This window comes from Vreelandella neptunia (genome assembly GCF_034479615.1).
Lineage (GTDB): Bacteria > Pseudomonadota > Gammaproteobacteria > Pseudomonadales > Halomonadaceae > Vreelandella > Vreelandella neptunia.
On the sequence record NZ_CP140255.1, the window covers coordinates 1,584,874 to 1,609,200 of the forward strand.

The following is a 24,327-nucleotide window of genomic DNA, read 5'->3' on the forward strand; positions in this document are numbered from 1 at the left end:
CAACCGCTATACTGAACGAATATCAGCCGCCATGATCTGACAGCCTAAATACTTAAAGGATCTAATTGCGATGGCTCCATTATCCACTTGGTGGTTGCTGCGTCGACTCAAATCCCGCGTTTGGGCGACAAAACGTATTGTGCGCGCTTTAAAGCTGTTTATCCCTATGACCCGCGATGTTGTTCGCGGCGATTTTCGGCCTATTCCCTGGTCGGCCTTCGGCATGATGGCATTAGCGCTGGGCTATTTGGTACTGCCGTTCGATCTGATACCCGACTTTCTGATGCTAATCGGCGTGGTGGATGACGTGCTAATTGTCGGCTGGCTGCTTAATCGTATCGATCAGCGCCTGGAGGGCTATCGGGCCTGGAAATACCCTGATCCCGATATGACGCCTTCTTGATCCCAGGGACTTGTTAATCCCAGTGGCTTCTTAATCAAGGCCGCTTGAAAAATCGCTGCCTATCCCCATATCTACTCCACGAAACCATTTTATCCTGCTGCATGTAAACGCAGAGGGATGCGACTCAACGTGATTGATAAGGGCTAAGCGCATGACTACAGCTACCCACGAACAAGCGACTGATAAATCGGCTAACCACGAAGAAACGCTCGGCTTTCAGACGGAAGTTAAGCAGCTGCTGAATTTGATGATTCACTCCCTGTACTCAAACCGGGAGATTTTCCTACGCGAGCTTATCTCAAACGCTGCCGACGCCTGCGACAAGCTACGTTACGCGGCTCTTGATAACGATGCACTCTACGAAGGCGACAGCGAACTACGCATTGAAATCGAACACGACCGCGATGCCAACACTATCACCCTACGTGATAACGGTGTCGGCATGAACCGGGAAGACGTGATCGCCAACTTGGGTACCATTGCGCGTTCCGGCACTGCTGAGTTCCTCAAGCAGCTCTCGGGCGAGCAGCAGAAAGACGCCAAGCTAATCGGTCAGTTCGGTGTTGGTTTCTACTCGGGCTTTATCGTTGCTGATGAAATTTCGGTGCGTACCCGCAAAGCGGGCACGGATGCTGCCGAAGGCGTTGAGTGGCGCTCCAAAGGGGAGGGTGAATTTACCGTTGCCGATATTGAGCGTGCTCAGCACGGCACAGAAATCACTCTGCACCTGAAAGAGGATGCCAAAGAGTTTGCTGACGACTATCGCCTGCAGGGCTTGGTTCGTAAGTACTCGGATCATATCGAAGTCCCCGTTCGCATGCCGAAAACAGAAACGGCGAAAGACGACGAGGGTAATCCTATCGAGGGTAGTGAAGTGACTACCTGGGAAACCGTTAACGAGGCGACGGCGCTATGGTCGCGTCCCAAGAGCGAAGTTTCCGACGATGAGTACAAGGCGTTCTACAAGCACGTTGCTCACGATTTTTCTGACCCGCTGACCTGGAGCCACAACAAGGTCGAAGGCAAGCTCGAATACACCAGCCTGCTCTATGTACCGGGTCGGGCACCTTTTGACCTCTTCGAACGCGACGGTGCTCGGGGCGTTAAGCTCTACGTTCAGCGTGTCTTTATTATGGACGACGCCGAACAGTTCCTGCCGCTCTACCTGCGCTTTATCAAAGGCGTACTCGATACCCGTGAGCTGTCGCTAAACGTATCCCGTGAGCTGCTCCAGCAGGATCCCAATGTAGATAAGATCAAATCGGCGCTGACCAAGCGCGGTTTGGATATGTTGAAAAAACTGGCCAAAGATAAAGAGCAGTACCAGACCTTCTGGAATACCTTTGGTAGCGTATTGAAGGAAGGGCCGGGCGAAGATCCCTCTAACCGGGAAAAAATTGCTGGCCTGCTGCGCTTTGCCTCAACCCATACCGATACGGCTGCCCAGGAGCACGGGCTAGCGGACTATGTCGAGCGCATGAAAGAGGGGCAGCAGAAGATTTATTACGTTGTGGCCGATAGCTTCAATGCGGCGAAAAACAGCCCCCACCTTGAGATCTTCCGCAAAAAAGGCATCGAAGTCCTGCTGCTGTCTGACCGTATTGATGAGTGGTTAATGAGCCATCTCACCGAGTTTGACGGCAAAACCTTTGCCGATGTGGCCAAGGGCGAGCTTGATCTTGGCGATGTGGAAGACGAAGCAGAGAAGAAAGCTCAAGAGGAAACCGCTAAAGCCAAAGAGGATCTGGTAAAGCGCGTAAAAGAAGCGCTGGGCGATGGTGTTCAAGAGGTAAAAGTGACTCACCGTCTCACCGATTCGCCTGCCTGTGTCGTGCTGCCCGAGCATGAAATGGGCTACCAGATGCGCCGCATTATGGAAGCCGCTGGTCAGCCGCTGCCTGAGGTGAAGCCGATTCTTGAGCTTAACCCTAGCCACGCGCTGGTAGCGCGCTTGGAAGGGGCTGAGGGTGATCTGTTTGGTCAGCTAGCCCACATACTGCTCGATCAGGCAATTATTGCTGAGGGTGGCCATCTGGATGATCCGGCTGCCTACGTGAAGCGTCTGAATAGTGTACTGACTGCTTAACAGAATACGCTATGTCAATGACGGCCCGCTTGGTTACCCCAGCGGGCCGTCTGTTTTGGTAGAGTAGGGATATACGTTCTGCAGGACTTACTAGGACATCATCATGGCTGAGCAGCAAACCAACGTAGCGGTACTGGGGGGCGGTAGTTTTGGTACGGCGCTAGCGAGTATTGCCGCCGATAATGGCGCTCGCGTTCGCCAGTGGATGCGTGACGAAACGCTGGTCAAGCAAATCAACCAAGAGCACCGTAACGGGCGCTACTTGCCGAATTACGCGATGAACCCCGCCGTGGAGGCGTCGGCGGATATTCAGACGGTGCTGGCTGACGCGGAGCTAGTACTCATCGCGATTCCCTCAAAGGCCTTTCGCAGCGTTGTGCAAGCGGCGAAAGCGTGGCTTAGGCCCGAGCAGATACTGGTCAGTACCACCAAGGGAATTGAGCAGGAGGGCTTCCTGCTGATGAGCCAGGTACTCGAGCAGGAAACGGGTTTTAGTCACATTGGCGTGATTGCGGGCCCGAATCTGGCCTCTGAAATTGCCGATAAGCAGTTAACCGCGACCGTGATTGCCAGCGCGGATTCGCTTACCCGCACCCGCGTACAGCAAGTATTGGGCTGCCGTTACTTTCGTGTCTACGCAAGTGATGACCGCCATGGTGTTGAGCTGGGCGGTGCACTGAAAAATATTTATGCGATTGCCGCCGGTATGGCGGCGGCGCTGGGCATGGGCGAAAACACCCGCAGTATGCTGATGACCCGCGCCTTGGCTGAGATGAGCCGCTTTGCGGTCGCCCAGGGGGCTAACCCGATGACTTTTTTAGGGCTGGCGGGGGTGGGCGACTTAATCGTTACCTGCTCGTCTAACCTGTCGCGCAATTACCGTGTCGGCTACGCCATGGGCGAAGGGCGCACGCTGGAAGAAGCGGTAGATGCCCTTGGTCAGGTGGCTGAAGGTGTGAATACCGTTAAGCTGGTATGCGCTAAAGCAAGCGAGATGGGGGTTTATATGCCGCTGGCGGAAGGCCTCAATCACGTGTTGTTTGACGGCGTGCCCGCCCAGGAGATGGCGCGTACTCTTATGATGGGTGAGCAGAGTAGCGATGTAGAGTTTATCCTGCCCCGTGAAGCCGTACAGCAGGCCCATCGAGACCAAGCCCCTCACAACCAAACTCCTCACAACCAAGCTTCAAAGGACAATGGAGGCAGGAATGCCTGATGTGCTAATTATGCGCCACGGTGAGGCCGCGCCGGGCTATCCCGACCAGGCGCGCCGATTAACGCCCCGCGGTGAGCTTGAGGCCGAAAAAATGGCGCGTTGGTTGGCCGAGCACGTGGCTGCAGGCGAGTTGGGTATGCCGAGGATTTATGCCAGCCCCTATGCGCGCGCGCAGCAAACCGCGCAAAGGCTCTGCGATGCGCTGGAAACGTCGTTTGAAACGTTGGATTTTATCACACCGGATGATTCACCCCGTGCGGTAAGCGACTGGTTGCTGGAACAGCCCGAAGGTGCGCCGATCATGCTGGTCAGTCATATGCCGCTGGTAGGCGATCTGGCGGGGTTGTTAGTAGAGGGCAGCCCTGCCAAGGGTATTGGCTTTCCTACCGCCGCTATCGCCGAGCTTGAGGCCGAGGTATTGGCAGCAGGCTGCTCGCAGTTGAGGCGATTTACCCAGCCCAGCCAACTTTAAGAACCTTAAATGCCAAAAAAGCGGCTGCCAATGCAGCCGCTAGTATTTGCAAGCTTTCAGATCCGAATCAGCTCGTAGCGGGGGTCTTTCGCCAGGGATGGCGAAAGTAGCGCCCAGGGAGGGGTTCACAGCGCCCCCGCGAAGAGTTGTTCGGATCGTCTCCCTGTTACAACAGCGCGTCGAGCTTCTCTTTTAACAAGCCGTTCACCTGCTGTGGGTTGGCAGTGCCGCGTGAGGCCTTCATCACCTGACCAACAAAGTAGCCGATCATTTTGCCACGTTTTTCCGGCTCCGAGTCGCGGTATTGGGCGACCTGGGCCGGGCTATCGGCAATCACTTGATCGATCATCGCCTCGATAGCGCCGGTGTCGGTTACCTGCTTGAGGCCTTTTGCGTCAATCACCTCGTCGGCGGACTCGCCCTGACCATTCCACAACGCCTGGAAAACCTCTTTAGCAGCTTTTCCGTTAATGGTGTCATCCAGCACGCGGCTGATCAGCTCGCCTAGCTGACGCGCTGAGATCGGGCTATTGGCAATGCTCAGGTTTTCGCGGTTAAGCGCCCCGGAAAGTTCACCCTGTACCCAGTTAGCTGCCTGCTTGGCATCGCCGCACTCGCTGTGTACCGCTTCAAAAAATTCGGCCATATCGCGACTGGCGGAGATGACGTTGGCGTCATAAGCAGACAGGCCTAGCTCGTTCTGGAAGCGCTCGCGCTTATCCGCAGGCAGTTCGGGCAACTGGCCACGCAGGTGATCCAGGTAAGCTTGATCTAGCACCACCGGCAGCAGGTCGGGGCAGGGGAAGTAACGGTAGTCGTTGGCCTCCTCCTTGGTACGCATGCTGCGGGTTTCATCACGGTCTGGGTCAAACAAGCGGGTTTCTTGAACCACGCTGCCGCCATCTTCGATCAGCTCAATTTGTCGCTCAACCTCAAAGGCAATGGCGCGCTCGACAAACCGGAAGGAGTTAACGTTTTTAATCTCTGCACGGGTGCCAAAGGCTTCCTGACCTTTGGGGCGTACCGAAACGTTAACGTCGCAACGCATGGAGCCCTCCGCCATATTGCCGTCGGAAATGCCCAGGTAAGTGACGATGGAGTGAATCGCCTTGAGATACGCCGCGGCCTCTTTGGCGCTTCGCATATCCGGCTCGGAGACGATCTCCAGTAGCGGTGTGCCAGCCCGGTTTAAGTCGATACCGGTCATGCCGTGAAAATCTTCATGCAGTGACTTGCCGGCATCCTCTTCCAGGTGAGCATGGTGGATGCGGATACGCTTGGTGCTGCCATCTTCCAGCGTAATCTCAACGTCGCCAGGGCCGACGATGGGGTGGTACATCTGGCTGGTTTGATAGCCCTTGGGCAGGTCGGGGTAGAAGTAGTTTTTACGGTCAAACACCGAGACCTCGGCGATATCCGCATGCACTGCCAGGCCAAACTGAACGGCCATGGCCACGGCCTGCTCATTGAGGACTGGCAACACGCCGGGTAGGCCTAAATCCACCGCGCAGGCCTGGGTGTTTGGCTCAGCGCCAAACGCCGTCGAGGCACCGGAGAAGATTTTTGAACGTGTTGCGAGCTGAACGTGGACTTCAAGCCCAATCACGGTTTCCCATTGCATTAGGCGTACTCCTCGGCAAAGGCAGGACGTTGTAGGTGCCAGTCGGTCGCTTGCTGAAACTGGTGAGCGACGTTAAGCAACTGCGCTTCGGCAAAGTGGGTGCCCAGAATCTGCAGACCGACAGGTCGGCCGCCGGCAAAACCCGCGGGTACGCTGATGCCGGGAATACCCGCCAGGTTCACTGCGATGGTGTAGATATCCTGCAGATACATCGACACCGGATCTTTTTTGGCACCCAGGTCAAACGCCGGGGTAGGCGAGGCGGGGCCCATCAGCACGTCGACGTCTTCAAACGCATCCAGGAAGTCCTGACGGATCAAACGGCGCACCTGCTGGGCTTTGGTGTAGTAGGCGTCAAAGAAGCCTTCAGAGAGCGTGTGAGTGCCGATCAGGATGCGCCGTTTAACTTCTTCGCCGAAGCCTTCAGCCCGTGAACGTGTGTAGAGATCGATCAAATCGCTGGGATTGTCGCAGCGGTGACCAAAACGCACGCCGTCATAGCGGGACAGGTTGGAAGAGGCTTCCGCTGGGGCGATCACGTAGTAGGCCGGAATCGCATAGTGGGTATGCGGTAGGCTGACCTCACGCACCGTGGCGCCTAGGGATTCGTAAACTTTTACCGCCTCACGAACGGCTTTTTCGACCTCAGGGTCTAAACCATCGCCGAAATACTCTTTGGGGAGCCCGATCTTGAGCCCCGAGAGAGGAGCATTAAGGCCTTCCACATAGTCGGGTACGCCGCGGGAAACGCTGGTGGAGTCGCGGCCGTCATGGCCCGCAATAACCCCCAGCAGGTGGGCGCAATCTTCGGCGCTACGCGCCATGGGGCCAGCCTGATCAAGGCTTGAGGCGTAGGCAATAATGCCGAAGCGCGACACGCGACCGTAGGTGGGCTTTAAGCCGGTGATGCCACAAAAAGCCGCGGGCTGACGAATCGAGCCGCCGGTGTCGGTGCCCATGGCTGCAGGCACCAGGCCCGCCGCGACCGCTGCTGCGCTGCCGCCGGAGCTGCCGCCGGGCACCGCGGTCAAATCCCAGGGATTTTTGACCGGGCCGTAGTAGCTGTTTTCGTTGGAGGAGCCCATGGCGAACTCATCCATATTGGTTTTGCCCAGGCTGATGGTGCCCGCCGCGTTAAGTTTTTCCACCACGGTGGCGTCGTAGGGAGCGATAAAATTATCCAGCATTTTTGAACCGCAGCTGGTTTTTACGCCCTGGGTGCAAAAAATATCTTTGAGCGCCAAGGGAATACCCGCCAGCGGCCCGGCGTTGCCCGCCGCTCGGGCGTGGTCGGCTACTTCAGCCTGTTTCAGCGCTTGCTCGGCGGTTACGCTGATAAAACTGTTGAGATTGCCGTCAGCCTGTTCGATACGCTGCAAATAGTGAGCGGTCAGCTCGCGGCTTGAGAACTCACCGCTTTTTAGCGCGGCGGCGAGTTGCGTTAAGGTTTTCTCGTACATGACCCAGAAGCTCCGTTCAGGGGAGAAAAAAAGAGGCAATAGTGGTGGCTTGATTAAATGTTCGTGCTTCGTGGCTCTGCGTACTTATTCAACGACGCGGGGCACGAGATACAGGCCATTTTCCACTGCCGGAGCACAGCGCTGAAACGCGTCGCGCTGGTTGGTTTCCGTCACTTCATCGGCGCGCAGTCGCTGGGTCGCATCCAGCGGATGAGCGAGCGGCGTAACACCCTCAGTATCGAGGCTTTGTAGCTGGTCGACCATGTCCAGAATCCGGCTTAGGTCGTCTACAAAGCCGCTGGCTTGGTCATCGCTGACGGCGAGTCGGGCCAAGTGAGCGGCCCGGCGCACATGAGATTCTTCAAGCGCCATGATCGATATTTCCTCGTAAACGTGATGGAACATAATCGGCTTTAAGCGGTATACATACCGATATTAAAAAAACGTCTTGTGTTGCAGACGTGGAAAATAGCCGCAAAAGGTACCACATCTTGGCCTTAACGGGCAGTGTTAGGCGCGACTCGTGCTTGCTGCCAGGGGGTTGCGGTGATACCGTTTGCATCCGCACAGGGTTCCCGGTCTGCACTAGGTAACAACATCCATGTTTAAACGTTTGAGGGGGCTGTTTTCCAGCGATCTGTCGATCGACTTGGGTACGGCCAACACACTGATTTATGTTCGCGGTCGCGGTATCGTGCTCGATGAGCCGTCCGTGGTTGCTATCCGCCAGTCTGGCAATATGCGCAGCGTCGCGGCAGTCGGTACTGATGCCAAGCGAATGCTGGGGCGTACGCCCGGCAATATTACCGCGATTCGGCCGATGAAAGACGGTGTTATTGCCGACTTCACCGTCACCGAACAGATGCTTCAGCACTTTATCCGCAAAGTTCACCAAAGCACCTTCTTAACCCCCAGCCCGCGTGTGCTGGTGTGCGTTCCTTGCATGTCAACGCAAGTAGAGCGCCGGGCGATTCGTGAGTCAGCTGAAGGTGCCGGTGCCCGCGAGGTGTTCTTGATCGAAGAACCCATGGCGGCGGCGATTGGCGCAGGGCTTCCGGTTGATGAAGCGCAGGGGTCGATGGTGGTGGATATCGGTGGTGGTACTACTGAAATCGCGATTATTTCACTTAACGGCGTAGTCTACTCCGAGTCTATTCGGGTGGGTGGCGACCGCTTTGATGAAGCCATTACCGCCTACGTACGTCGTCACTACGGCAGCCTGATAGGCGAAGCGACAGCCGAACGCATCAAAGAAGAGATAGGTTGCGCCTACCCTGGTGGCGAACTGCGTGAAATTGACGTGCGCGGTCGTAATCTGGCTGAAGGTATTCCACGCAGCTTCACGCTCAATTCCCACGAAACCCTGGAAGCACTGCAAGAAACCCTGGGTTCTATCGTGGCCGCGATTAAGAGCGCCCTTGAACAGTCACCTCCTGAGCTGGCATCCGACATCGCTGAGCGGGGTTTGGTGCTAACGGGCGGTGGAGCGCTGTTACGCGATCTGGACAAGCTGATCGCTGAAGAGACAGGGCTGCCGGTAATTGTTGCTGAAGACCCGCTGACCTGCGTTGCTCGCGGCGGTGGTAAAGCGCTGGAAATGATCGATCAGCACACCTTTGAGTTGCTGTCGAGCGACTAATCGCAGCGGTTAATTGCGGGGGGATTGCCTATTAAACCGCTGTTCTCGCACGGGCCTCTGCCGGGCTACCGGCTGTTTTTTTGCGTCCTGGCCGCCAGTGCATTGATGTTTGTCGACCAGCATTTCACACGTATGGAGCAAGTGCGTGCGCAAATGACGACGGTCGTTGCTCCTATTCAATGGGTCGTTAGTGTGCCTAGTGACCTATTGAATTGGGGGTCGCTTGCGCTCTCCGATCAGCAGGCGTTGGTGGATGAAAATCGCCGCCTGCGTGAGCAAATTCTTACCCTTTCTCATCGTGGTCAACGGTTGGCAAATTTGACTGCGGAAAACAGCGAGCTGCGCGAATTGTTGAGAGCGGCTAAGCGGCGCGATATTCCCTATATCACCGCTGAGCTGCTGTCGCTGGATAACGATCCCTTTAGCCATCAGATGGTGATTAATCGCGGCCATCGCAATGGCACCTATGTGGGGCAGCCGGTGATTGATGCCTCGGGTTTGGTGGGGCAAATTACCGCGGTCTCTGCCTACTCAAGTCGGGTACTGCTGTTAGCCGATGCCAGTCATGCGTTGCCGGTTCAGTTAAACCGCAATGGCTTACGTTTTATCGTCCAAGGGGCGGGGCGCTATAGCAGCGTTAATGTCATGCACGTGCCTGACACGGCGGATATTCGAGAAGGTGATTTGCTAACCACATCGGGCTTGGCAGGGCGCTTTCCACCGGGTTACCCCGTGGCACGCGTAACCGAGGTCTTTCACGACCCTGGTCAGCCTTTTGCGCGTGTGACGGCCGAACCTATGGCACAACTTCAGCGCTCACGTCACTTCTTACTGCTTTTTCCGCCCCCGCGAGCGGAGGTAGACGAACATGCGTGGGATGAGACGCTGAATATCTCGGCAGAGGCTTTACGCTCTTCGCTTCAGCTTGCTAGTCCCGATCAAGAGGTGCCCTGATGGCGCGTGCACCGGTTGTGCCTATTTTAGTTATTTGGCTAAGTCTGCTTTTGGCGCTGTGTTTACAAGTCATGCCGCTGGCCGATGGTTGGCAGGTATACCGGCCCGAGTGGCTAGGACTGATGCTGATCTACTGGTGTATGCGCACACCCGACAGAGTCGGCGTTTTTCATGGCTTCGTGCTGGGCATTTTAATGGATTTAATTGAAGGCACCGCGTTGGGGCAGCATGCGTTAATTTATGCGCTCTTGGCATTTCTCTGTGCTCTGGTCTACCCCCGTTTTCGCGCCTATTCGCTGATACAGCAGTCGGCGCTGGTGCTGGTGCTGTTGGGCTTGATGCAGCTCGTCGCCCAGTGGCTGCGTACTATTGTGGGTGATTTTTCGATTCATTTAGCCTTTTTGATTCCCGCGCTGATCAGTGCGTTGCTGTGGCCGTGGCTAGCGACGATGTTCCAGGCATTAGAACGTCGGTTGGCCTCTTCATGACTGCGCCTGTTTTGTGCTTAGCGTCGGCTTCTCCACGTCGTCGGGCCTTGCTGGCTTCCATTGGTGTGCCAGTCACGGTTTATCCCTGTGATATCGATGAGACACCGCTGGCCGGTGAGACGGCTCAAGCGTATGTACTACGCTTAGCGATTGCCAAAGCCGAGGCGGCTGCCCCGCTAACTGACTTGCCGACCCTCGGTTCAGATACCGCTGTGGTGGTCGATGGGCGTATTCTAGGTAAACCAGCGGATGCGGAGGAGGGCGCCGAGATGCTGCGGCTGCTTTCAGGACGGTGTCACGAGGTGCTTACCGCGGTGGCGGTGAGTGGGTCGGAAGGTATGCTCTCCTGCTGTGTGACCACCCAGGTGACCATGCGTGAGATAAGCGCTGATGAAATTGCAGCCTACTGGCGCACGGGTGAGCCTGCTGATAAGGCTGGGGGCTACGCAATACAGGGATTAGCCGCCATATTTGTAAAACAGATTCAAGGCAGTCACTCAGCAGTGGTGGGGCTACCGCTGTTTGAGACGACGCACTTGCTATGCCGACAGGGAGTTCCTATCTGGCAGCGCGTTTAACGCCCTTGAATAGAGGGCGTCGCCGCCTGTATCGCTGGCAAGGAATATGTCAACCAATAAGGAATTTTGCATGAGCGGTGAAGTTCTCATCAATTTAACGCCAATGGAAACCCGCGTCGCGCTGGTTGAAAATGGCGTTTTGCAAGAGGCACTGATCGAGCGTTCCCGTCGGCGTGGTATCGTGGGCAATATCTACAAAGGCAAAGTAGTCCGTGTACTGCCTGGCATGCAGGCTGCCTTTGTTGATATTGGCTTAGAGCGGGCGGCGTTTATTCATGCTCACGAAGTGATGCCTCCCGGTACACCGCTCGATGAGCAGCAAACCATTGGCCAGTTGCTGCATGAAGGCCAGGCGCTGGTAGTACAGGCCACCAAAGACCCCATTGGAAGTAAAGGTGCGCGCTTAACCACGCACCTGTCGATCCCTTCTCGCTATTTGGTGTATATGCCCGATTCGCCGCATCACGGCGTTTCCCAGCGAATCGAGGATGAGCGCGAACGCGAGCGGTTAAAAGCCCTGCTGGATAGCAGCGTGGCGGAGCAGACGCTGGAGGTGACGGGGGGCTTTATTGTTCGTACTGCCGCGGAAGGCGTCGGTGACGAAGAACTAAAAGGCGATATGCACTTTCTGCTGCGGCTGTGGCGCAAGGTGAGCGAGCGTAAAGTCACCGCGACACCACAAAGCGTCATTTATGATGATTTGCCGCTCTTTATGCGCACTTTGCGCGATGTAATGCGCGACGATATTGAAAAAGTGCGTATCGATTCGCGGGAAAACTTCGTCAAACTGGTCGAGTTTGCTGAAGAGTTTATGCCCGATGCGGTTGAGCGGATTGAGTATTACCCCGGCGAGCGGCCCATCTTTGACCTGTACAGCGTCGAAGATGAGATCCAGAAAGCGTTGGGGCGCAAGGTGCAGCTGAAATCCGGTGGCTATCTGGTGATTGACCCCACTGAGGCAATGACCACCATTGATGTCAATACCGGGGGGTATGTTGGTCACCGCAACCTTGAAGAAACCATTTTCAAAACCAACCTGGAGGCGGCTACGGCAATTGCTCGCCAACTTCGGTTGCGCAACCTGGGCGGTATCATCATTATCGACTTTATCGATATGAGCGATGTTGAGCATCAGCGGCAAGTGTTGCGAGTATTGGAAAAAGCCTTAGAGCGTGATCATGCCAAAACCAAGTGTACCGGCGTGACCGAGCTTGGCCTTGTTCAGCTTACCCGGAAACGCACGCGGGAGAGCCTAGAGCAAACGATGTGTGAAGCCTGTCCTACCTGCAGTGGACGGGGAACGCTGAAAACGCCAGAAACCGTCTGCTACGAAATCTTTCGTGAGATTCTGCGCGAAGAGCGTGCCTACAGCGCTGAAACCTATATGGTGCTTGCGTCGCAGCCAGTCGTTGACCGTTTACTGGATGAAGAGTCAGCGGCGGTGGCCGACCTGGAGACGTTTATCAATAAAACGATTCGCTTTCAGGTTGAGCAGCACTACTCCCAAGAGCAGTACGATATTGTGCTGATGTAACCATGCCGACTCGTTCGCTGGTGCGTTGGAGTTTGCTGATCGCGGCCTGGCTTCTGGGCTGCGTGGCCGTGCTGCTATTGCTGCTGCGCTTGGCGATCAGCCAATCCGATGCCCTTACCCCCCGTATTGAAGCGCTAATTGAGGCACGTATCGGCGTGCCGGTGACTATTGAGCGTCTATCGCTTTCGCTAGCCCGTAACGACCTACTGCTGCGCCTTGACGGGGTGAATGCGGAAACCCCCGATGGTCAGGCACTCTTTTCCCTGGAGCATGCAGGACTGCGCTTGGATACCTGGGCGTCGCTAATCAATAGGGCGCCGATTTTTAGCGACGCACGCATAAGCGGTACACAGTTTCATCTTTATCAAGGCACGGGGGCTGCGTGGCAGTGGCCCGAGCCCGCGGAGTTACCGCTATTGATGGCGGCAGACCCCGATGTGGATCTGGCCAAAATTGATAGCTGGGCGGGCTTGATTTTACGCCAACGGCTGTGGGTGGATAACACTCGCGTTGTGCTGCACGGCAAGCAGGACACCGTACTGCTGCATGCCCAAACGCTACTGCTGACCGGCGATGAACGGCGTACACGGCTGGAGGGCGCCATCAACATCGCGCCATCACTAGAGCAGGCTCGCGATATAGACCTCCCTGCGGCGGAAATGAAGGTCGAAATGCAGCCTGGCCGACGGGGTTTTAGCGATTTTTCGGCAGCACTGCAGTTGGATATTCAGCTTGATCAGTTAGTGGTTCTGGCGGATATGTTTCGGCCCGATCATGCGGCCTATTTGGAGCAGGCTGGGGGCAGTGCGCGGCTGTGGGGGCGTTGGAGCGGCGGGCGCCTTGAGGAAGCCCGTGTTGCCGTCGACGTGCCACAGTTGACGCTTCGCCATCGTGTTCAGTACGCGGTGTTAAGGGACATTGAGGCCAATGGTTTGTGGCAGCGCGACGGCGAAGGAGGTGAGGCGTGGCTAAGCGGTGATGCGGAGAGCGTGGAGTGGGCCCAGCCCCCCGGCGGCAACGTGGGACCCGCGTTGCCACGTCACTGGCACGCCACCCACCAGCCAGGGCAGTGGGAAGTGCGCACCAGCGCTTTTGAACTCGCCTCGCTGACCGCTTGGCGCGACTATGTATTGCTCCCCGAGTCCGTCACGCGAGTATTACAAACCCTTGCCCCCCGGGGGCAAGTTGAGGGGTTGCACGTTGGCCAGCAGGATGGTCACTGGGGGGTGGACGCGGCGCTAACCAGCGTGGAAGTCTCGCCATGGCAGCAGGCGCCAGGCGGCGGTCCGTTGGACGCCTGGGTTCAGGCGCGGGATTTTCGCGGTCGCGTACTGTTTAGCAGTAATGGCGCCAGCACCCTCTATTTTCCTGAGTATTTTGCCGCTCCCATGCAACTGAGGCGCGCTGAAGGGGAAGTGGAGTGGGTCTACGACGGACCCAATACCATGGTGAGTGGCAAGCGGCTAAGCGTTGACTGGGACGGCGCCCAGGTAGCGGGCGGCTTTGGTCTGGTGACAGGTAATCAGCGTGGCCATTTTGGTTTAGACCTCAACTTCAGTGACGTGGATGCTGTTGAGCGACCGCTGGCCCAGTGGTTGCCGCTCAGCGTCATGGATGACGAGCTTCGCGAGTGGTTGCTCAATGATATTGGTGGTTACGTAAGCGAGGGATCTCTGCAGTTAAGCCAGCCGTTAGGCGATGGCGTGACCGCTGAGGACTTTACTGCGACGCTTGCCCTGGCAGTTACCCAAGGACATTTGCCGATCGCGCCAGGCTGGCCACGCCTTGACGACGTCGAGGGTCGCCTCAAGTGGCAAAACAGGGTGTTAGAAGCTGAAATTGATAACGCGCAGAGCCATGGCGTCACTGCTTCAGAAGGTGAAGTGGTGATGGAGGATGAGGCGCTCAATCTTTCGGGGCAGTTACAGTCGGATGGGCCAGCGCTAATATCATTTTTACAGGCAATGCCCGAGGTTGATCTTTCCCGACTAAGTGATTTGCGCGTAACGGGTGGCGTTAACGGCGATATTGCGCTGTCGTTGCCGTTAGCAAACCCGGAGGCGCTGCAGCTGGAAATTAATGCTCAGCCGCGCTTTCCGGAGGTGGTTTATCAACCGCTCGATCTGCGTCTTCAATCGGTTGAGGGGGATCTTGCCTGGCTTCAAGATGGGGAGCGTTCAGGTCTCGTCGGAGAGGCTAGTGGGCAGTTGCTTGGTGGCTCTATCAACGCTGATATTAATACTCAACGCAACGGCATACAGCTGCAGGGGAGAGTCGCCACCGGGGCGCTTTTCGGGCTTGCAGGGGTAGATGACAGTCAAGGGCGTATGCCGCTAGAAGGGCCGCTAGAGTGGCAGGGCAGTGTCGCCCTAACGCCAACGCCCACCCTGCGCTTGGAGAGTCGTTTAGTCGGCGTCACCAGCCATCTGCCCGAGCCCTTTGCAAAAACGCCACAGCAGGCCTGGCCCTGGACATTAACCGCCGATATGGACACACAACGTATCGAAAGCCGGCTCACCGATATCGCTTCTGCACGACTGCAACAGCTTAACGGCTCGTTTGCCGGGTCGCTAAATTTAGGCAGCCAAGCGGAGCGGCTGCCCGGCTGGCCCACACAACCTGGGTTTAGCCTTAACGCTGCCGTGCCGAGGCTTGACCCGCTAGCGTGGCAGCAGGCGATTGCACCGCTAATGGCTGGTGGGGCACCCGGGGAGCCAAACGCAGGCACTCAATCGCCGCTGGCGGTCTCGTTAACCACGCCCTGCGTGGTTTACCAAGGCGAGTGTTTAGGCTCTCTTAACGCATCAGGAGGCATCAACGCTGGCCTGATCGATTTGGGCCTAAGCGGTAACCTGGTCACCGGGCGTGTAAACTACGATGCTCAATCACCGCAACCGTTAGATGTGGCCATAGAAGCGCTGGCGCTTGATCGCTTGCTGGCACTAGCCAATGTTGAGCATGACAGCGATGCACCGATGCCAGACTCCTGGATGGGATCGGTCGAAACGCAGCTTAAGGAGCCGGTGGCCATTCCTGACTGGCTAGCCGATGTGCCCAATGGGCGATTGCGTTTAGCCGAAATTGCCATGGGGCCGCGTCGTTTTGGCCCCTTGACGGCCTACTGGGAAACCGACGGTGAGCGTTTTTCGCTTACTCCCGTTGGCTTAACCTTGGGCCAGCTCTCCGCGCGCGGGGAACTGCACTGGGAAGGAGACGCTGTATCCAGTCATACCCGCGCGGACATTACCATTCAGGGCGGAGACATTGGCACCGCCCTTGAGCGCCTTGACCAGCCGGTGGCCATGCGCAGCCGTAGTACTGATGTGGTCGCCTCGCTTGACTGGCCGGGGGCACCCTGGCAATTGGAGTTAAGCCGTTCAGATGGTTATATCAGTACCGACATTCGTGATGGCAGCTTTGTCACTCTGGAATCGGCACCAGCGCGTTTAATCGGCTTGCTCAATTTCGATAATATTTTACGTCGTCTACGCTTGGATTTTTCCGACGTTACTGGTCGGGGCACGGCATTTGACCGTGTTAAGGGTACCGCTGATGTTACCGGTGGGCTGCTGACGCTGCGTGGGCCATTGCAAATTGATGCCCCGGCCACCACCCTAACGCTTACCGGCAGTGTCAATCTGGTGACGCGTGAACTTGACCAGCGGCTTGGCGTCACACTACCAGTGACGCAAAGCTTACCGATCGCGGCGATTGCCGTTGGCGCCCCTATCGTGGGCGGCGCGCTGTTCCTTGCTGACCAGCTGTTTGGCGACGCCTTAGATCGCGCCACGACACTCCATTATCGTGTGCGAGGCCCTTGGGCCTCGCCGCAGGTTACTTTAGAAGGCCCCCAATGACCGCATATAAAAGTGATGTAGATACGGCTGCAGCCATTCTGTTGACCCCTGGAGGACTCGACTTAGAGGCCTTGGAAACGGGGTTGGACTACGCTATGGGCGCGGGCATTGACTACGCTGATCTCTATTTTCAGCGTACCTGGCAAGAGGGCTGGGTACTGGAAGATGGAGAGGTAAAAGAGGCCAGCTACAATATTGACGGTGGCGTCGGCGTACGCTCGTTGGCAGGTGAAAAGACGGGCTTTGCCTACTCCAACCAAATTACTGCCGATGCGCTAATGGACACCGGCCGCACAGCGGCGGGCATCGTTCGCAGCGGCCAACGTCTGCCTGGGCAATTGGTTCGTCCGGTTTCCGCCATGTCGCGCTATGAGGGAATCGACCCTCTGGCCGGGCTAAGCGCCGAAGACAAGGTCGCCATGTTAAAACAGGCTGACAAAGTCGCTCGTGCTGCAGACCCGAGCATCAGTCAAGTGAGTGCTTCCCTATCAGGTACCTACGAGGTGGTGCTGGTGCGGGCCAGCGATGGCACCTTGGCGGCGGATATTCGCCCACTAGTGCGTTTTAACGTTAGCGTGATTGCGGTTAAAAATGGCCGACGTGAACGCGGCAGTGCGGGCGGCGGTGGCCGTTACTCCATGGCCAAACTACGCGATGACCAAGTTGCCGAGCAGTACGCCAAAGAGGCGGTGCGTCAGGCGCTGGTCAACCTGGAGGCTGTTGATGCACCCGCGGGGCAAATGCCTGTAGTACTGGCCTCGGGGTGGCCGGGGATTTTGCTTCATGAAGCCGTCGGCCACGGTCTGGAAGGGGATTTCAACCGTAAGGGCAGTTCCGCCTTTGCAGGCAAGATGGGCGAGCGCGTGGCCGCTAAAGGTGTAACGATTGTCGATGATGCAACGTTATCGGATTGCCGTGGCTCCATGAGCGTGGATGACGAGGGCACACCGGGGCAATACACGCCGCTTATCGAAGACGGCATTTTGACCGGCTATATGCAGGACAAACTCAATGCCCGCTTGATGGGTATGGCGCCGACGGGCAATGCGCGACGCGAATCCTTTGCCCACTTACCCATGCCGCGTATGACCAATACCGTTATGCTCGCGGGCCAAGATGAGCCCAGCGATATTATCAAAAGCGTTAAGCGCGGTATTTACGCGGTGAGCTTTGGCGGCGGGCAGGTGGATATCACGTCGGGTAAATTTGTATTCTCCGCCAGCGAAGCTTACCTGATTGAAGACGGTAAGGTGACGACACCGGTGAAAGGCGCCACCTTGATTGGTAACGGGCCGGAAGCGATGCAGCGCGTTTCCATGATCGGCCATGATATGGCGCTGGATACTGGTATTGGCGTATGTGGTAAAGAGGGACAGGGCGTGCCGGTGGGGGTGGGCCAACCCACCCTGAAATTGGATGAGCTGACCGTCGGTGGCACGCAGTCTTGACAGGCGGTTTTGAAAAACCGTTTTAAAGAGGCTGTTTTTAAAGTGAGAGGGTTTCGCGCAGGTGTTTGAAGAGCTTGCGCGAGCTGGTCGGCGGTTTGCCCTGTTCGCGTTCCCGCTGGGCGTTGCGAATCAATTGACGCAGTGTCTGGCGATCGGCATCGGGGTGTTCCGCCATAAACAGGTCAACCGCCGCGTCGCCTTCGTCAATTAAGCGTTCCCGCCATTTTTCCAGTCGGTGAAACGCGTGGTCGCGCTGCTCCTGCTCCTGATCGATGGAGTCGAACACGGCTTGAATGGCGGTGAGATCCTCTTTACGGATTAGCTTGCCGACATACTGCATATGGCGGCGGCGACCTTCATGGGAACGAATACGCGAGGTTTCCTCGATAGCGCGGAGCATATCGTCAGAGAGGGGGAAACGGGCGCGTTCCGCCGGTCGCATGGCGATCAAGGTTTCCCCAAGTGCCTGTAAGGCATGCATTTCGCGTTTGAGTTGCGACTTGCTAGGGCGTTCTTCCTGCTCTTCTACTTCAACGGGATCGGGACGTTGCTTACGCATAGTGTGACTCACAGACAAGATTCGTGGCGGCATTATACCAGCTGCGAGTACAACATTGATTCGCCGATGACACTCTCTTGAAAGACTTTGGTTGAGAGACATTCGGTTGAAATAGGAGGCCATATGGCACAGGCATTTGATGCATCCGCGCAGCAGTCACTATTGACCGCGCGCGCTGAAGAGGCGCTAGCGCTGTCCAAGCGCTTGGGCGCGGATGCTGCCGAGGTGGGCGCAAGCGTTGACCAGGGCATAGGCGTTAGCGTACGTCAGGGGGAAGTTGAAACGGTTGAGTTATCCCGTGACCAAGGCATTGCCGTCACGCTCTACGTGGGGCAGCGTAAAGGCAGCGCTTCATCCACAGACGCCAGCAGCGCATCTATTCAGGCGGCGGTGGAGAAGGCGCTGGCAATTGCCCGCTACACCGGCGAAGATCCGGCGGCTGGACTGGCCGATGCATCACTCATGGCTACTGAGTTGCCCGATTTAAAAGTGCACTACCCCTGGGCGCTCACAACGGATGAGGCGATTGAGCTGGCGCTGGCCTGCGAGCTGGCGGGCCGCGATGTGGAAGGTATTTCCCAGTCGGATGGTGCGTCGCTCTCCAGCGGCGAAGGGGTACGCGTGTACGCCAATAGCCACGGCTTTTTAGGCACCCAAAAGGGCAGTAACCACTCTCTTTCGTGCATGCTGATTGCCCAAGACGCGGCCGGTATGCAGCGTGATTATGACTATACGTCTGCCCGCGACCCCAAGGCGCTGCGTGATCCTGCTGAGGTAGGGCGCGAAGCCGCGGTGCGTACGTTGCGCAGGCTTGGCGCTAAACGTCCGCCAACGGGCACCTTTCCGGTGTTGTTTGACCCGTCGTTGGCCAGTGGCTTGATTGGCCACCTGCTCAGTGGGTTAGCCGGTGGTGCGCTGTACCGTCAAGCCTCGTTTTTGTGCGACCGGCTCGGTACACCGCTGTTTCCCGACTGGTTCAGTCTGGAAGAGCGGCCGATGGAGGTCGGCGCCACGGCAAGCTCGCCGTTTGATGGTGAGGGCGTGCAAACGCGCAATAATCGCTTTATCGATCAGGGGCGCATTGCCAGCTATATGCTCTCGTCTTACAGCGCCCGTCGTCTCGATATGCAAACCACGGGTAATGCCGGTGGGGCACGTAACGTGCGTTTAGCGACGCCGCTGCAATCACGCGAGAGCCTGCTGCAAGAGATGGGGCGGGGTATTTGGGTAACTGAGTTGATGGGCCAGGGTGTCAACGGTGTGACCGGTGACTACTCTCGCGGTGCAGCAGGTTTTTGGGTCGAGAATGGCAAGGTGCAGTACCCGGTAGAAGAGTTCACTATCGCCGGAAACCTGGAGCGCATGTTTGCTGGCTTAGTAGGTATTGGCGATGACACCGATACCCGTGGCAGTGTTCACACGGGTAGCTGGTTGATTGATGCCATGACCGTAGCGGGGGACTAGCAGGCACAAGCGACGGCTACTGATCTTCCTCAAAGCGGGCGTCGAACAGCGCTTGAATCGCTTCAAGCGCCTGTTCGGCGTCATCGCCTTCGGCGGTGATTCTAAGCTCGGTGCCACAAGGTGCGGCAAGCATCAGCAGTGACATGATATTGGCGGCGTCGGCAGCCTGTTGCTGTTTGTAGACGCATATTTTTGCCGTGAACTGTTGGCCGCATTTGACCAGTTTTGTCGCCGCGCGAGCGTGTAGCCCGCGTTGATTGGTAAGTGTAAGTATGCGTTCTGGCACCCTGGTTCCTTTTCGCCGAGTGGTGTCATTAATGGATAGACGCGCTTAAGAGGTCTCTGGCCGCTCGTTGGGTGTGGAAGCGCTGACGAGAGGAGCGGCCAACTGTTCGCTTAAGGTGTAATGCAGGCCAAGTTCGCGGTGGCGAAGCTGAACTTCGCCCATGCTAGGCGCCAATTTTTCCGCTAACTTCTCGACCATATAGACCGAGCGGTGCTGACCACCCGTACAGCCAATGGCGATAGTCATGTAGCTACGTTGGCTATTTTGGTAAGCGGGTAACCAACGCTCCAGCCAGGCCAAAATGTCGTCGCTCATGGCGTCAACGATCGGATAGCTGCTCAAAAAAGCCACGATTTCCGCGTCGCGGCCAGTGAACTGGCGCAGCGTTGGATCCCAGTAAGGGTTTGGCAGGCAGCGCACATCGAAGACCAGGTCGGCGTCTAACGGTACGCCGCGTTTATAGCCAAACGATTCCAGCGTTAACGTCAGCTTATCGCGCCGTTGATGCGCTACCTGGTCGGTAATACGGCGACGTAAATCGTGCACCGATAACCGTGATGTATCGATCAAAAGGTCGGCCAGGTCGCGAATATCCTCCAGCGTTTCCTCCTCTTTATTGATCGCCTCTTCCAGGGTCATCTCGCTATCGCGGGTCAGCGGATGGCGTCGCCGAGTAGCAGAGTAGCGCTCAAGCAGTATGCGTGCGTCGGTAGTTAGGTAAATCACTTGAAAGTCGATTTTACGCTGACGCAACTCCTCTAACAAAGAGGGTAGGCGCTCCAGCGCTCCCGGCAAATTGCGGGCATCAATACTGACCGCCAGATGGGTGCGATCGCCCTGGTCACGCAGTTCATCCACCAATGATCCCAGCAGCATAGCGGGGAGGTTGTCAATCGCGTAGTAGCCAAGATCTTCCAGCGCTTGCAAGGCGATAGATTTACCTGACCCGGAGCGGCCGCTAATGATCACCAGTTGCATAGAGTCTCTCTTTGCTTTGATCAAGCTGCGTTGAGGGTGGTGAGCGAATAATCTGCTGTGCCCTGAACAGGCTTTCAGACCCTTAGGTCGCTGATTGCTCGCGAATTTTAGCGGTAATCAGCTCGAGCAGTTCGCGCTGGCTGGCTGCTTTACGCAGCTGCTGGCGCGTGTCCGCATCATTCATGATGGTCGCTACCTGCCCCAGTAGTGAGAGATGCGTGTCATCTGCCTCTTCGGGTACCAACAGGACAAATACCAGATCTACCGGATCGCCGTCGATAGCATCGAAATCGATTGCTTCAGCCAGCTTTAAAAACCCGGCGATAGGGGCGGTGCAGTGGGGGCTCCGCGCATGGGGAATAGCCACGCCGTTACCAATACCCGTACTACCTAAGCGCTCGCGGCCGATTAAACGGCTAAACACTTCTTGGCTGTCCAGGCTGGGGATATTTTGGGCAATAAAGGTGCTGTAAAACTCCAGCACCCTTTTTTTGCTACCCCCGGGTACGTCATACAGAACACGTTCCGGGGGGAGTATGGTTTCCAACGTCATTGAATTAACGCACACCAGCGCCTTGGGCGCGAGCTTGTGCTTTTTCCTTGTGTTTAACGAGTTGACGGTCGATTTTATCCGCTAGCGCGTCGATAGCGGCGTACATATCACTGTCTAGGGCTTCCGCATGTAAGTCAGCACCTGCTGCGTGCAGCGTACAGGCGGCCTGCTGGCGCTCTTTCTCCACTGATAAGGTGACTTGCACCGTAGTTATATTGTCGTAATGGCGCTCTACACGCTCAAGCTTTTCGTTGACATAGTCACGCAAGGCGTCAGTCAGTTCTACGTGATGACCAGTGATATTTACTTGCATTGACGTGCTCCTTATCCATCGGACTGTACTTCGATTGTAACCCTTTTTGCCGCGTTGCAAAGCCCTTGTCGAGAGTTTCCCTGAAACGTTAGCGAAGTTAGCGCAAACGGCGCCGTTCACTAGATGAGGGAATGCCCATGGCTTCACGGTATTTCGCCACCGTACGACGCGCCACTTGAATCCCTCCCTCGCCTAACAGCGTCACTAAGCGACTATCTGAAAGCGGCTTGCCGGGCGGCTCCTCTTGAATCAGTTTCTTGAGACGTGCCCGGATGGCAGTGCTGGAATGGCTATCGCCATCTTGACCGCTCACCTGGCTTGAGAAAAAGTATTTGAGTTCAAACACGCCTCGAGGTGTATGGATATATTTTTGCGTCGTTACCCGTGAAATAGTCGACTCGTGCATCTCGACGGCTTCGGCAATATCGGCCAGTATCAATGGCTTCATGGCTTCTTCACCGTGCTCCAAAAAGCCAATCTGGCGGGTAATGATTTCGCGACCCACACGCAGCAGCGTATCGTTTCGGCTAGAGAGGCTTTTGATCAGCCAGCGCGCTTCCTGGAGGTGTTCTTTGAGAAACTGATTGTCCTGGCTCTTGTCCGCTCGCTTAATCAAGCTGGCGTAGTCCGGCTGAATGCGCAGCCTTGGCAGGGCTTCTGGGTTGAGTTCTAAGTGCCAGCCTTCGTTATCGTGGCGCACGACTAGGTCGGGGGTAACATAGCTATCGTCGGTGTCGCCGTAAGCGCTGCCTGGCCGTGGGTCTAGGCTGCGAATCAGTAGGATGACGTCGGTCAACTGTTCGTCGTCGAGCCCTAGGCGGCGCTTCAGCAGGCGCATATCGTCTTTACCAAGCGCTTCGAGAAACTGCCGCACTAAACGGCGAGCGGGAACCAGCAGTGGCGTATCATCGGGGAGGGCGGCGAGCTGCAGCATCAAGCATTCACGCAGATCCCGGGCAAAGATGCCGGTCGGCTCAAACTGCTGGAGCTTGAGCAGAATGGTTTCCACTTCGCGTTGACTAAGCCCGTCAATGCCCTGGGCGCGCAGGCCTTCACGGATGTCGTTGAGCGGTTGGGTTAGGTAGCCGTTAGCGTCGAGCGCGTCGATTAAACTCTCCGCGACAAGCTGCTCGCGGGCGCTAAAATCGGTCATGGCAAGCTGCCATAGCAGGTGGCCATGCAGGCTTTGCCCTGCTGCCTGACGCTCAAAATCAGGGCCTTCGCTGCTGCTACCCCCCTGACTGCCCATATCTTGATAGGTATCTGACCAGTCGCTATCTACCGAGAGCTCAGTAGGGATGCTCTCTGACCACTCTTCTTCCTTAGGCTCGCTGACAGCCTGCTCACTAAATTCATCTTCCTGCTCCAGCATGGGATTGGCATCAAGTGCCTGCTGAATTTCTTGACGAAGATCCAGCGTAGAGAGTTGCAGCAGCGCAATGGCCTGCTGCAACTGGGGCGTCATGGTCAGCTGTGTGCCGATACGCAGTTGGAGAGAAGCTTTCATGACCATCTGAGAACCACTCGTTAATCAGAATGCTCCACCCTAGTGCGAGTGAGTGCTTGGCGCAAGTGCAATAAGCATGCCATTGGTAGTAAAGTTGTTTTAAAGCGCTATTTAGGGGCGATGAAGGCGAAACTGTTACAGACGAAAATCGGCGCCCAAATACACGTCCCTTACTTTTTGATTGGTGAGAATCGAAGCCGGCGAGCCACTGGCGATGATTTGCCCATCGCCGACGATATAGGCGATATCGCAAATATCCAGGGTTTCACGCACGTTGTGATCAGTAATCAGCACGCCGATATGGCGCTGTTTAAGCGCACGAATAATGCTTTTAATATCACCTACCGAGATGGGGTCAACGCCCGCAAAAGGCTCATCAAGCAGAATAAAAGCGGGCTCTGTGGCTAGCGAACGGGCGATTTCTACACGCCGGCGCTCGCCCCCTGAAAGGCTCATGCCCAGGTTGTCGCGGATATGGGTAATATGGAAGTCTTCGAGTAGCGCTTCCAGGCGCTGTTCGCGGTCGCTGCGACTAAGCTCTTTGCGGGTCTCGAGTATCGCCATAATATTATCGGCAACCGAGAGTTTGCGGAAAATAGATGCCTCTTGAGGTAGATAGCCAATTCCCGCCGCTGCGCGCTCGTGCATGGGGGCGCGGGTTAAATCCACATCGTCGATACCCACCTTGCCAGCGTCGGACTTGACTAGCCCAACGATCATATAGAATGAGGTGGTTTTACCCGCGCCATTGGGGCCCAGGAGCCCAACGACGCTGCCTTGGCAGATTTCCAAATTGATGTCTTTAACCACACGGCGGCGTTTGTAGCTTTTAGCCAGGTGGTGGGCATAAAGGGTTTTGTTCGGTGTAAGGATGTTGTTCGGCGTAGTGTCAGCAGTTGCCACAGCTTGAC

22 protein-coding genes are annotated in these 24,327 nt (G+C 56.5%); 12 read left to right on the plus strand and 10 right to left on the minus strand.

All coding sequences use genetic code 11. The features are described from left to right. Positions 1-70: 70 nt before the first annotated feature. The 4 genes from SR894_RS07215 to sixA all read left to right on the plus strand — a co-directional run bounded on the left by SR894_RS07215 (position 71) and on the right by sixA (position 4,177). Positions 71-403 (plus strand): YkvA family protein, encoded by a 333-nt coding sequence (locus SR894_RS07215; RefSeq protein WP_133730425.1) that lies wholly within the window; start codon positions 71-73, stop codon positions 401-403. Between the two features lie 151 nt (positions 404-554). Further along, on the plus strand, positions 555-2,489 hold the full coding sequence (htpG, locus tag SR894_RS07220) for a molecular chaperone HtpG (protein WP_133730426.1): 1,935 nt from the start codon (positions 555-557) through the stop codon (positions 2,487-2,489). A gap of 103 nt (positions 2,490-2,592) precedes the next feature. Further along, positions 2,593-3,705: an NAD(P)H-dependent glycerol-3-phosphate dehydrogenase gene (locus tag SR894_RS07225; protein ID WP_133730427.1), complete on the plus strand. Its 1,113-nt coding sequence runs from the start codon at positions 2,593-2,595 to the stop codon at positions 3,703-3,705. Next, positions 3,698-4,177, plus strand: a complete 480-nt coding sequence (sixA, locus tag SR894_RS07230; protein ID WP_133730428.1) for a phosphohistidine phosphatase SixA — start codon at positions 3,698-3,700, stop codon at positions 4,175-4,177. The genes SR894_RS07225 and sixA overlap by 8 nt, the downstream gene beginning before the upstream one ends. 166 nt (positions 4,178-4,343) lie before the next feature. On the opposite strand, the gene gatB is transcribed toward sixA, so the two are convergent. The 3 genes from gatB to gatC form a co-directional block, all read right to left on the minus strand. After that, the gene (gene gatB / locus SR894_RS07235) at positions 4,344-5,798 is read right to left on the minus strand and encodes an Asp-tRNA(Asn)/Glu-tRNA(Gln) amidotransferase subunit GatB (protein WP_133730429.1); all 1,455 of its coding nucleotides are present in this window, start codon (positions 5,796-5,798) and stop codon (positions 4,344-4,346) included. Then, complete coding sequence (gene gatA, locus SR894_RS07240) at positions 5,798-7,258, minus strand: Asp-tRNA(Asn)/Glu-tRNA(Gln) amidotransferase subunit GatA (protein WP_133730430.1); 1,461 nt, start codon at positions 7,256-7,258, stop codon at positions 5,798-5,800. The genes gatB and gatA overlap by 1 nt, the downstream gene beginning before the upstream one ends. A gap of 84 nt (positions 7,259-7,342) precedes the next feature. Further along, positions 7,343-7,630, minus strand: coding sequence for an Asp-tRNA(Asn)/Glu-tRNA(Gln) amidotransferase subunit GatC (gene gatC / locus SR894_RS07245; protein WP_133730431.1), 288 nt, complete (start codon positions 7,628-7,630; stop codon positions 7,343-7,345). Between the two features lie 229 nt (positions 7,631-7,859). Between gatC and SR894_RS07250 the strand changes: the two genes are divergently transcribed. The 7 genes from SR894_RS07250 to tldD all read left to right on the plus strand — a co-directional run bounded on the left by SR894_RS07250 (position 7,860) and on the right by tldD (position 17,756). Continuing rightward, entirely contained in the window at positions 7,860-8,897 is a 1,038-nt protein-coding gene (locus SR894_RS07250; RefSeq protein ID WP_007114671.1) for a rod shape-determining protein, read from the plus strand. Positions 8,898-8,921: 24 nt separating this feature from the next. After that, complete coding sequence (gene mreC / locus SR894_RS07255) at positions 8,922-9,851, plus strand: rod shape-determining protein MreC (RefSeq protein WP_133730432.1); 930 nt, start codon at positions 8,922-8,924, stop codon at positions 9,849-9,851. Beyond that, positions 9,851-10,339: a rod shape-determining protein MreD gene (gene mreD / locus SR894_RS07260; RefSeq protein ID WP_133730433.1), complete on the plus strand. Its 489-nt coding sequence runs from the start codon at positions 9,851-9,853 to the stop codon at positions 10,337-10,339. The genes mreC and mreD overlap by 1 nt, the downstream gene beginning before the upstream one ends. Beyond that, positions 10,336-10,917 carry a Maf family protein gene (locus SR894_RS07265; protein WP_133730434.1) on the plus strand — a complete coding sequence of 194 codons (582 nt, stop codon included), beginning with the start codon at positions 10,336-10,338 and terminating at the stop codon, positions 10,915-10,917. Before mreD ends, SR894_RS07265 begins: the two co-directional genes overlap by 4 nt. A gap of 70 nt (positions 10,918-10,987) precedes the next feature. Beyond that, on the plus strand, positions 10,988-12,451 hold the full coding sequence (rng, locus tag SR894_RS07270; RefSeq protein ID WP_133730435.1) for a ribonuclease G: 1,464 nt from the start codon (positions 10,988-10,990) through the stop codon (positions 12,449-12,451). 2 nt (positions 12,452-12,453) lie between these two features. Beyond that, positions 12,454-16,308, plus strand: a complete 3,855-nt coding sequence (locus SR894_RS07275) for a YhdP family phospholipid transporter (RefSeq protein WP_133730436.1) — start codon at positions 12,454-12,456, stop codon at positions 16,306-16,308. Beyond that, on the plus strand, positions 16,305-17,756 hold the full coding sequence (gene tldD, locus SR894_RS07280) for a metalloprotease TldD (protein ID WP_133730437.1): 1,452 nt from the start codon (positions 16,305-16,307) through the stop codon (positions 17,754-17,756). The genes SR894_RS07275 and tldD overlap by 4 nt, the downstream gene beginning before the upstream one ends. 37 nt (positions 17,757-17,793) lie before the next feature. Here tldD and yjgA read toward each other — a convergent pair whose 3' ends face one another. After that, the gene (gene yjgA / locus SR894_RS07285) at positions 17,794-18,315 is read right to left on the minus strand and encodes a ribosome biogenesis factor YjgA (protein WP_133730438.1); all 522 of its coding nucleotides are present in this window, start codon (positions 18,313-18,315) and stop codon (positions 17,794-17,796) included. A gap of 123 nt (positions 18,316-18,438) precedes the next feature. On the opposite strand from yjgA, the gene pmbA reads away from it, so the two are divergent. Continuing rightward, positions 18,439-19,779, plus strand: coding sequence for a metalloprotease PmbA (pmbA, locus tag SR894_RS07290; protein WP_133730439.1), 1,341 nt, complete (start codon positions 18,439-18,441; stop codon positions 19,777-19,779). A 16-nt stretch (positions 19,780-19,795) separates the two neighbouring features. Here the strand turns inward: pmbA and SR894_RS07295 are convergent, their stop codons facing one another. The 6 genes from SR894_RS07295 to lptB all read right to left on the minus strand — a co-directional run bounded on the left by SR894_RS07295 (position 19,796) and on the right by lptB (position 24,319). Continuing rightward, complete coding sequence (locus SR894_RS07295) at positions 19,796-20,065, minus strand: HPr family phosphocarrier protein (protein ID WP_133730440.1); 270 nt, start codon at positions 20,063-20,065, stop codon at positions 19,796-19,798. A 45-nt stretch (positions 20,066-20,110) separates the two neighbouring features. Beyond that, the gene (gene rapZ / locus SR894_RS07300) at positions 20,111-21,043 is read right to left on the minus strand and encodes an RNase adapter RapZ (RefSeq protein WP_133730441.1); all 933 of its coding nucleotides are present in this window, start codon (positions 21,041-21,043) and stop codon (positions 20,111-20,113) included. A gap of 82 nt (positions 21,044-21,125) precedes the next feature. Then, complete coding sequence (locus SR894_RS07305; protein WP_133730442.1) at positions 21,126-21,596, minus strand: PTS sugar transporter subunit IIA; 471 nt, start codon at positions 21,594-21,596, stop codon at positions 21,126-21,128. Positions 21,597-21,600: 4 nt separating this feature from the next. Continuing rightward, on the minus strand, positions 21,601-21,909 hold the full coding sequence (gene hpf / locus SR894_RS07310; protein WP_007114683.1) for a ribosome hibernation-promoting factor, HPF/YfiA family: 309 nt from the start codon (positions 21,907-21,909) through the stop codon (positions 21,601-21,603). 97 nt (positions 21,910-22,006) lie between these two features. Next, positions 22,007-23,422, minus strand: a complete 1,416-nt coding sequence (locus SR894_RS07315) for an RNA polymerase factor sigma-54 (RefSeq protein ID WP_133730443.1) — start codon at positions 23,420-23,422, stop codon at positions 22,007-22,009. Positions 23,423-23,551: 129 nt separating this feature from the next. Further along, positions 23,552-24,319 (minus strand): LPS export ABC transporter ATP-binding protein, encoded by a 768-nt coding sequence (lptB, locus tag SR894_RS07320; RefSeq protein WP_227404910.1) that lies wholly within the window; start codon positions 24,317-24,319, stop codon positions 23,552-23,554. Positions 24,320-24,327 lie beyond the last annotated feature (8 nt).

Bases quoted from the DNA above. Each gene is read 5' to 3' on its own strand.
- SR894_RS07215 (WP_133730425.1), top strand. From the start codon at position 71: ATGGCTCCATTATCCACTTGGTGGTTGCTGCGTCGACTCAAATCCCGC.
- htpG (WP_133730426.1), top strand. From the start codon at position 555: ATGACTACAGCTACCCACGAACAAGCGACTGATAAATCGGCTAACCAC.
- SR894_RS07225 (WP_133730427.1), top strand. From the start codon at position 2,593: ATGGCTGAGCAGCAAACCAACGTAGCGGTACTGGGGGGCGGTAGTTTT.
- sixA (WP_133730428.1), top strand. From the start codon at position 3,698: ATGCCTGATGTGCTAATTATGCGCCACGGTGAGGCCGCGCCGGGCTAT.
- gatB (WP_133730429.1), bottom strand. From the start codon at position 5,798: ATGCAATGGGAAACCGTGATTGGGCTTGAAGTCCACGTTCAGCTCGCA.
- gatA (WP_133730430.1), bottom strand. From the start codon at position 7,258: ATGTACGAGAAAACCTTAACGCAACTCGCCGCCGCGCTAAAAAGCGGT.
- gatC (WP_133730431.1), bottom strand. From the start codon at position 7,630: ATGGCGCTTGAAGAATCTCATGTGCGCCGGGCCGCTCACTTGGCCCGA.
- SR894_RS07250 (WP_007114671.1), top strand. From the start codon at position 7,860: ATGTTTAAACGTTTGAGGGGGCTGTTTTCCAGCGATCTGTCGATCGAC.
- mreD (WP_133730433.1), top strand. From the start codon at position 9,851: ATGGCGCGTGCACCGGTTGTGCCTATTTTAGTTATTTGGCTAAGTCTG.
- SR894_RS07265 (WP_133730434.1), top strand. From the start codon at position 10,336: ATGACTGCGCCTGTTTTGTGCTTAGCGTCGGCTTCTCCACGTCGTCGG.
- rng (WP_133730435.1), top strand. From the start codon at position 10,988: ATGAGCGGTGAAGTTCTCATCAATTTAACGCCAATGGAAACCCGCGTC.
- SR894_RS07275 (WP_133730436.1), top strand. From the start codon at position 12,454: ATGCCGACTCGTTCGCTGGTGCGTTGGAGTTTGCTGATCGCGGCCTGG.
- tldD (WP_133730437.1), top strand. From the start codon at position 16,305: ATGACCGCATATAAAAGTGATGTAGATACGGCTGCAGCCATTCTGTTG.
- yjgA (WP_133730438.1), bottom strand. From the start codon at position 18,315: ATGCGTAAGCAACGTCCCGATCCCGTTGAAGTAGAAGAGCAGGAAGAA.
- pmbA (WP_133730439.1), top strand. From the start codon at position 18,439: ATGGCACAGGCATTTGATGCATCCGCGCAGCAGTCACTATTGACCGCG.
- rapZ (WP_133730441.1), bottom strand. From the start codon at position 21,043: ATGCAACTGGTGATCATTAGCGGCCGCTCCGGGTCAGGTAAATCTATC.
- SR894_RS07305 (WP_133730442.1), bottom strand. From the start codon at position 21,596: ATGACGTTGGAAACCATACTCCCCCCGGAACGTGTTCTGTATGACGTA.
- hpf (WP_007114683.1), bottom strand. From the start codon at position 21,909: ATGCAAGTAAATATCACTGGTCATCACGTAGAACTGACTGACGCCTTG.
- SR894_RS07315 (WP_133730443.1), bottom strand. From the start codon at position 23,422: ATGGTCATGAAAGCTTCTCTCCAACTGCGTATCGGCACACAGCTGACC.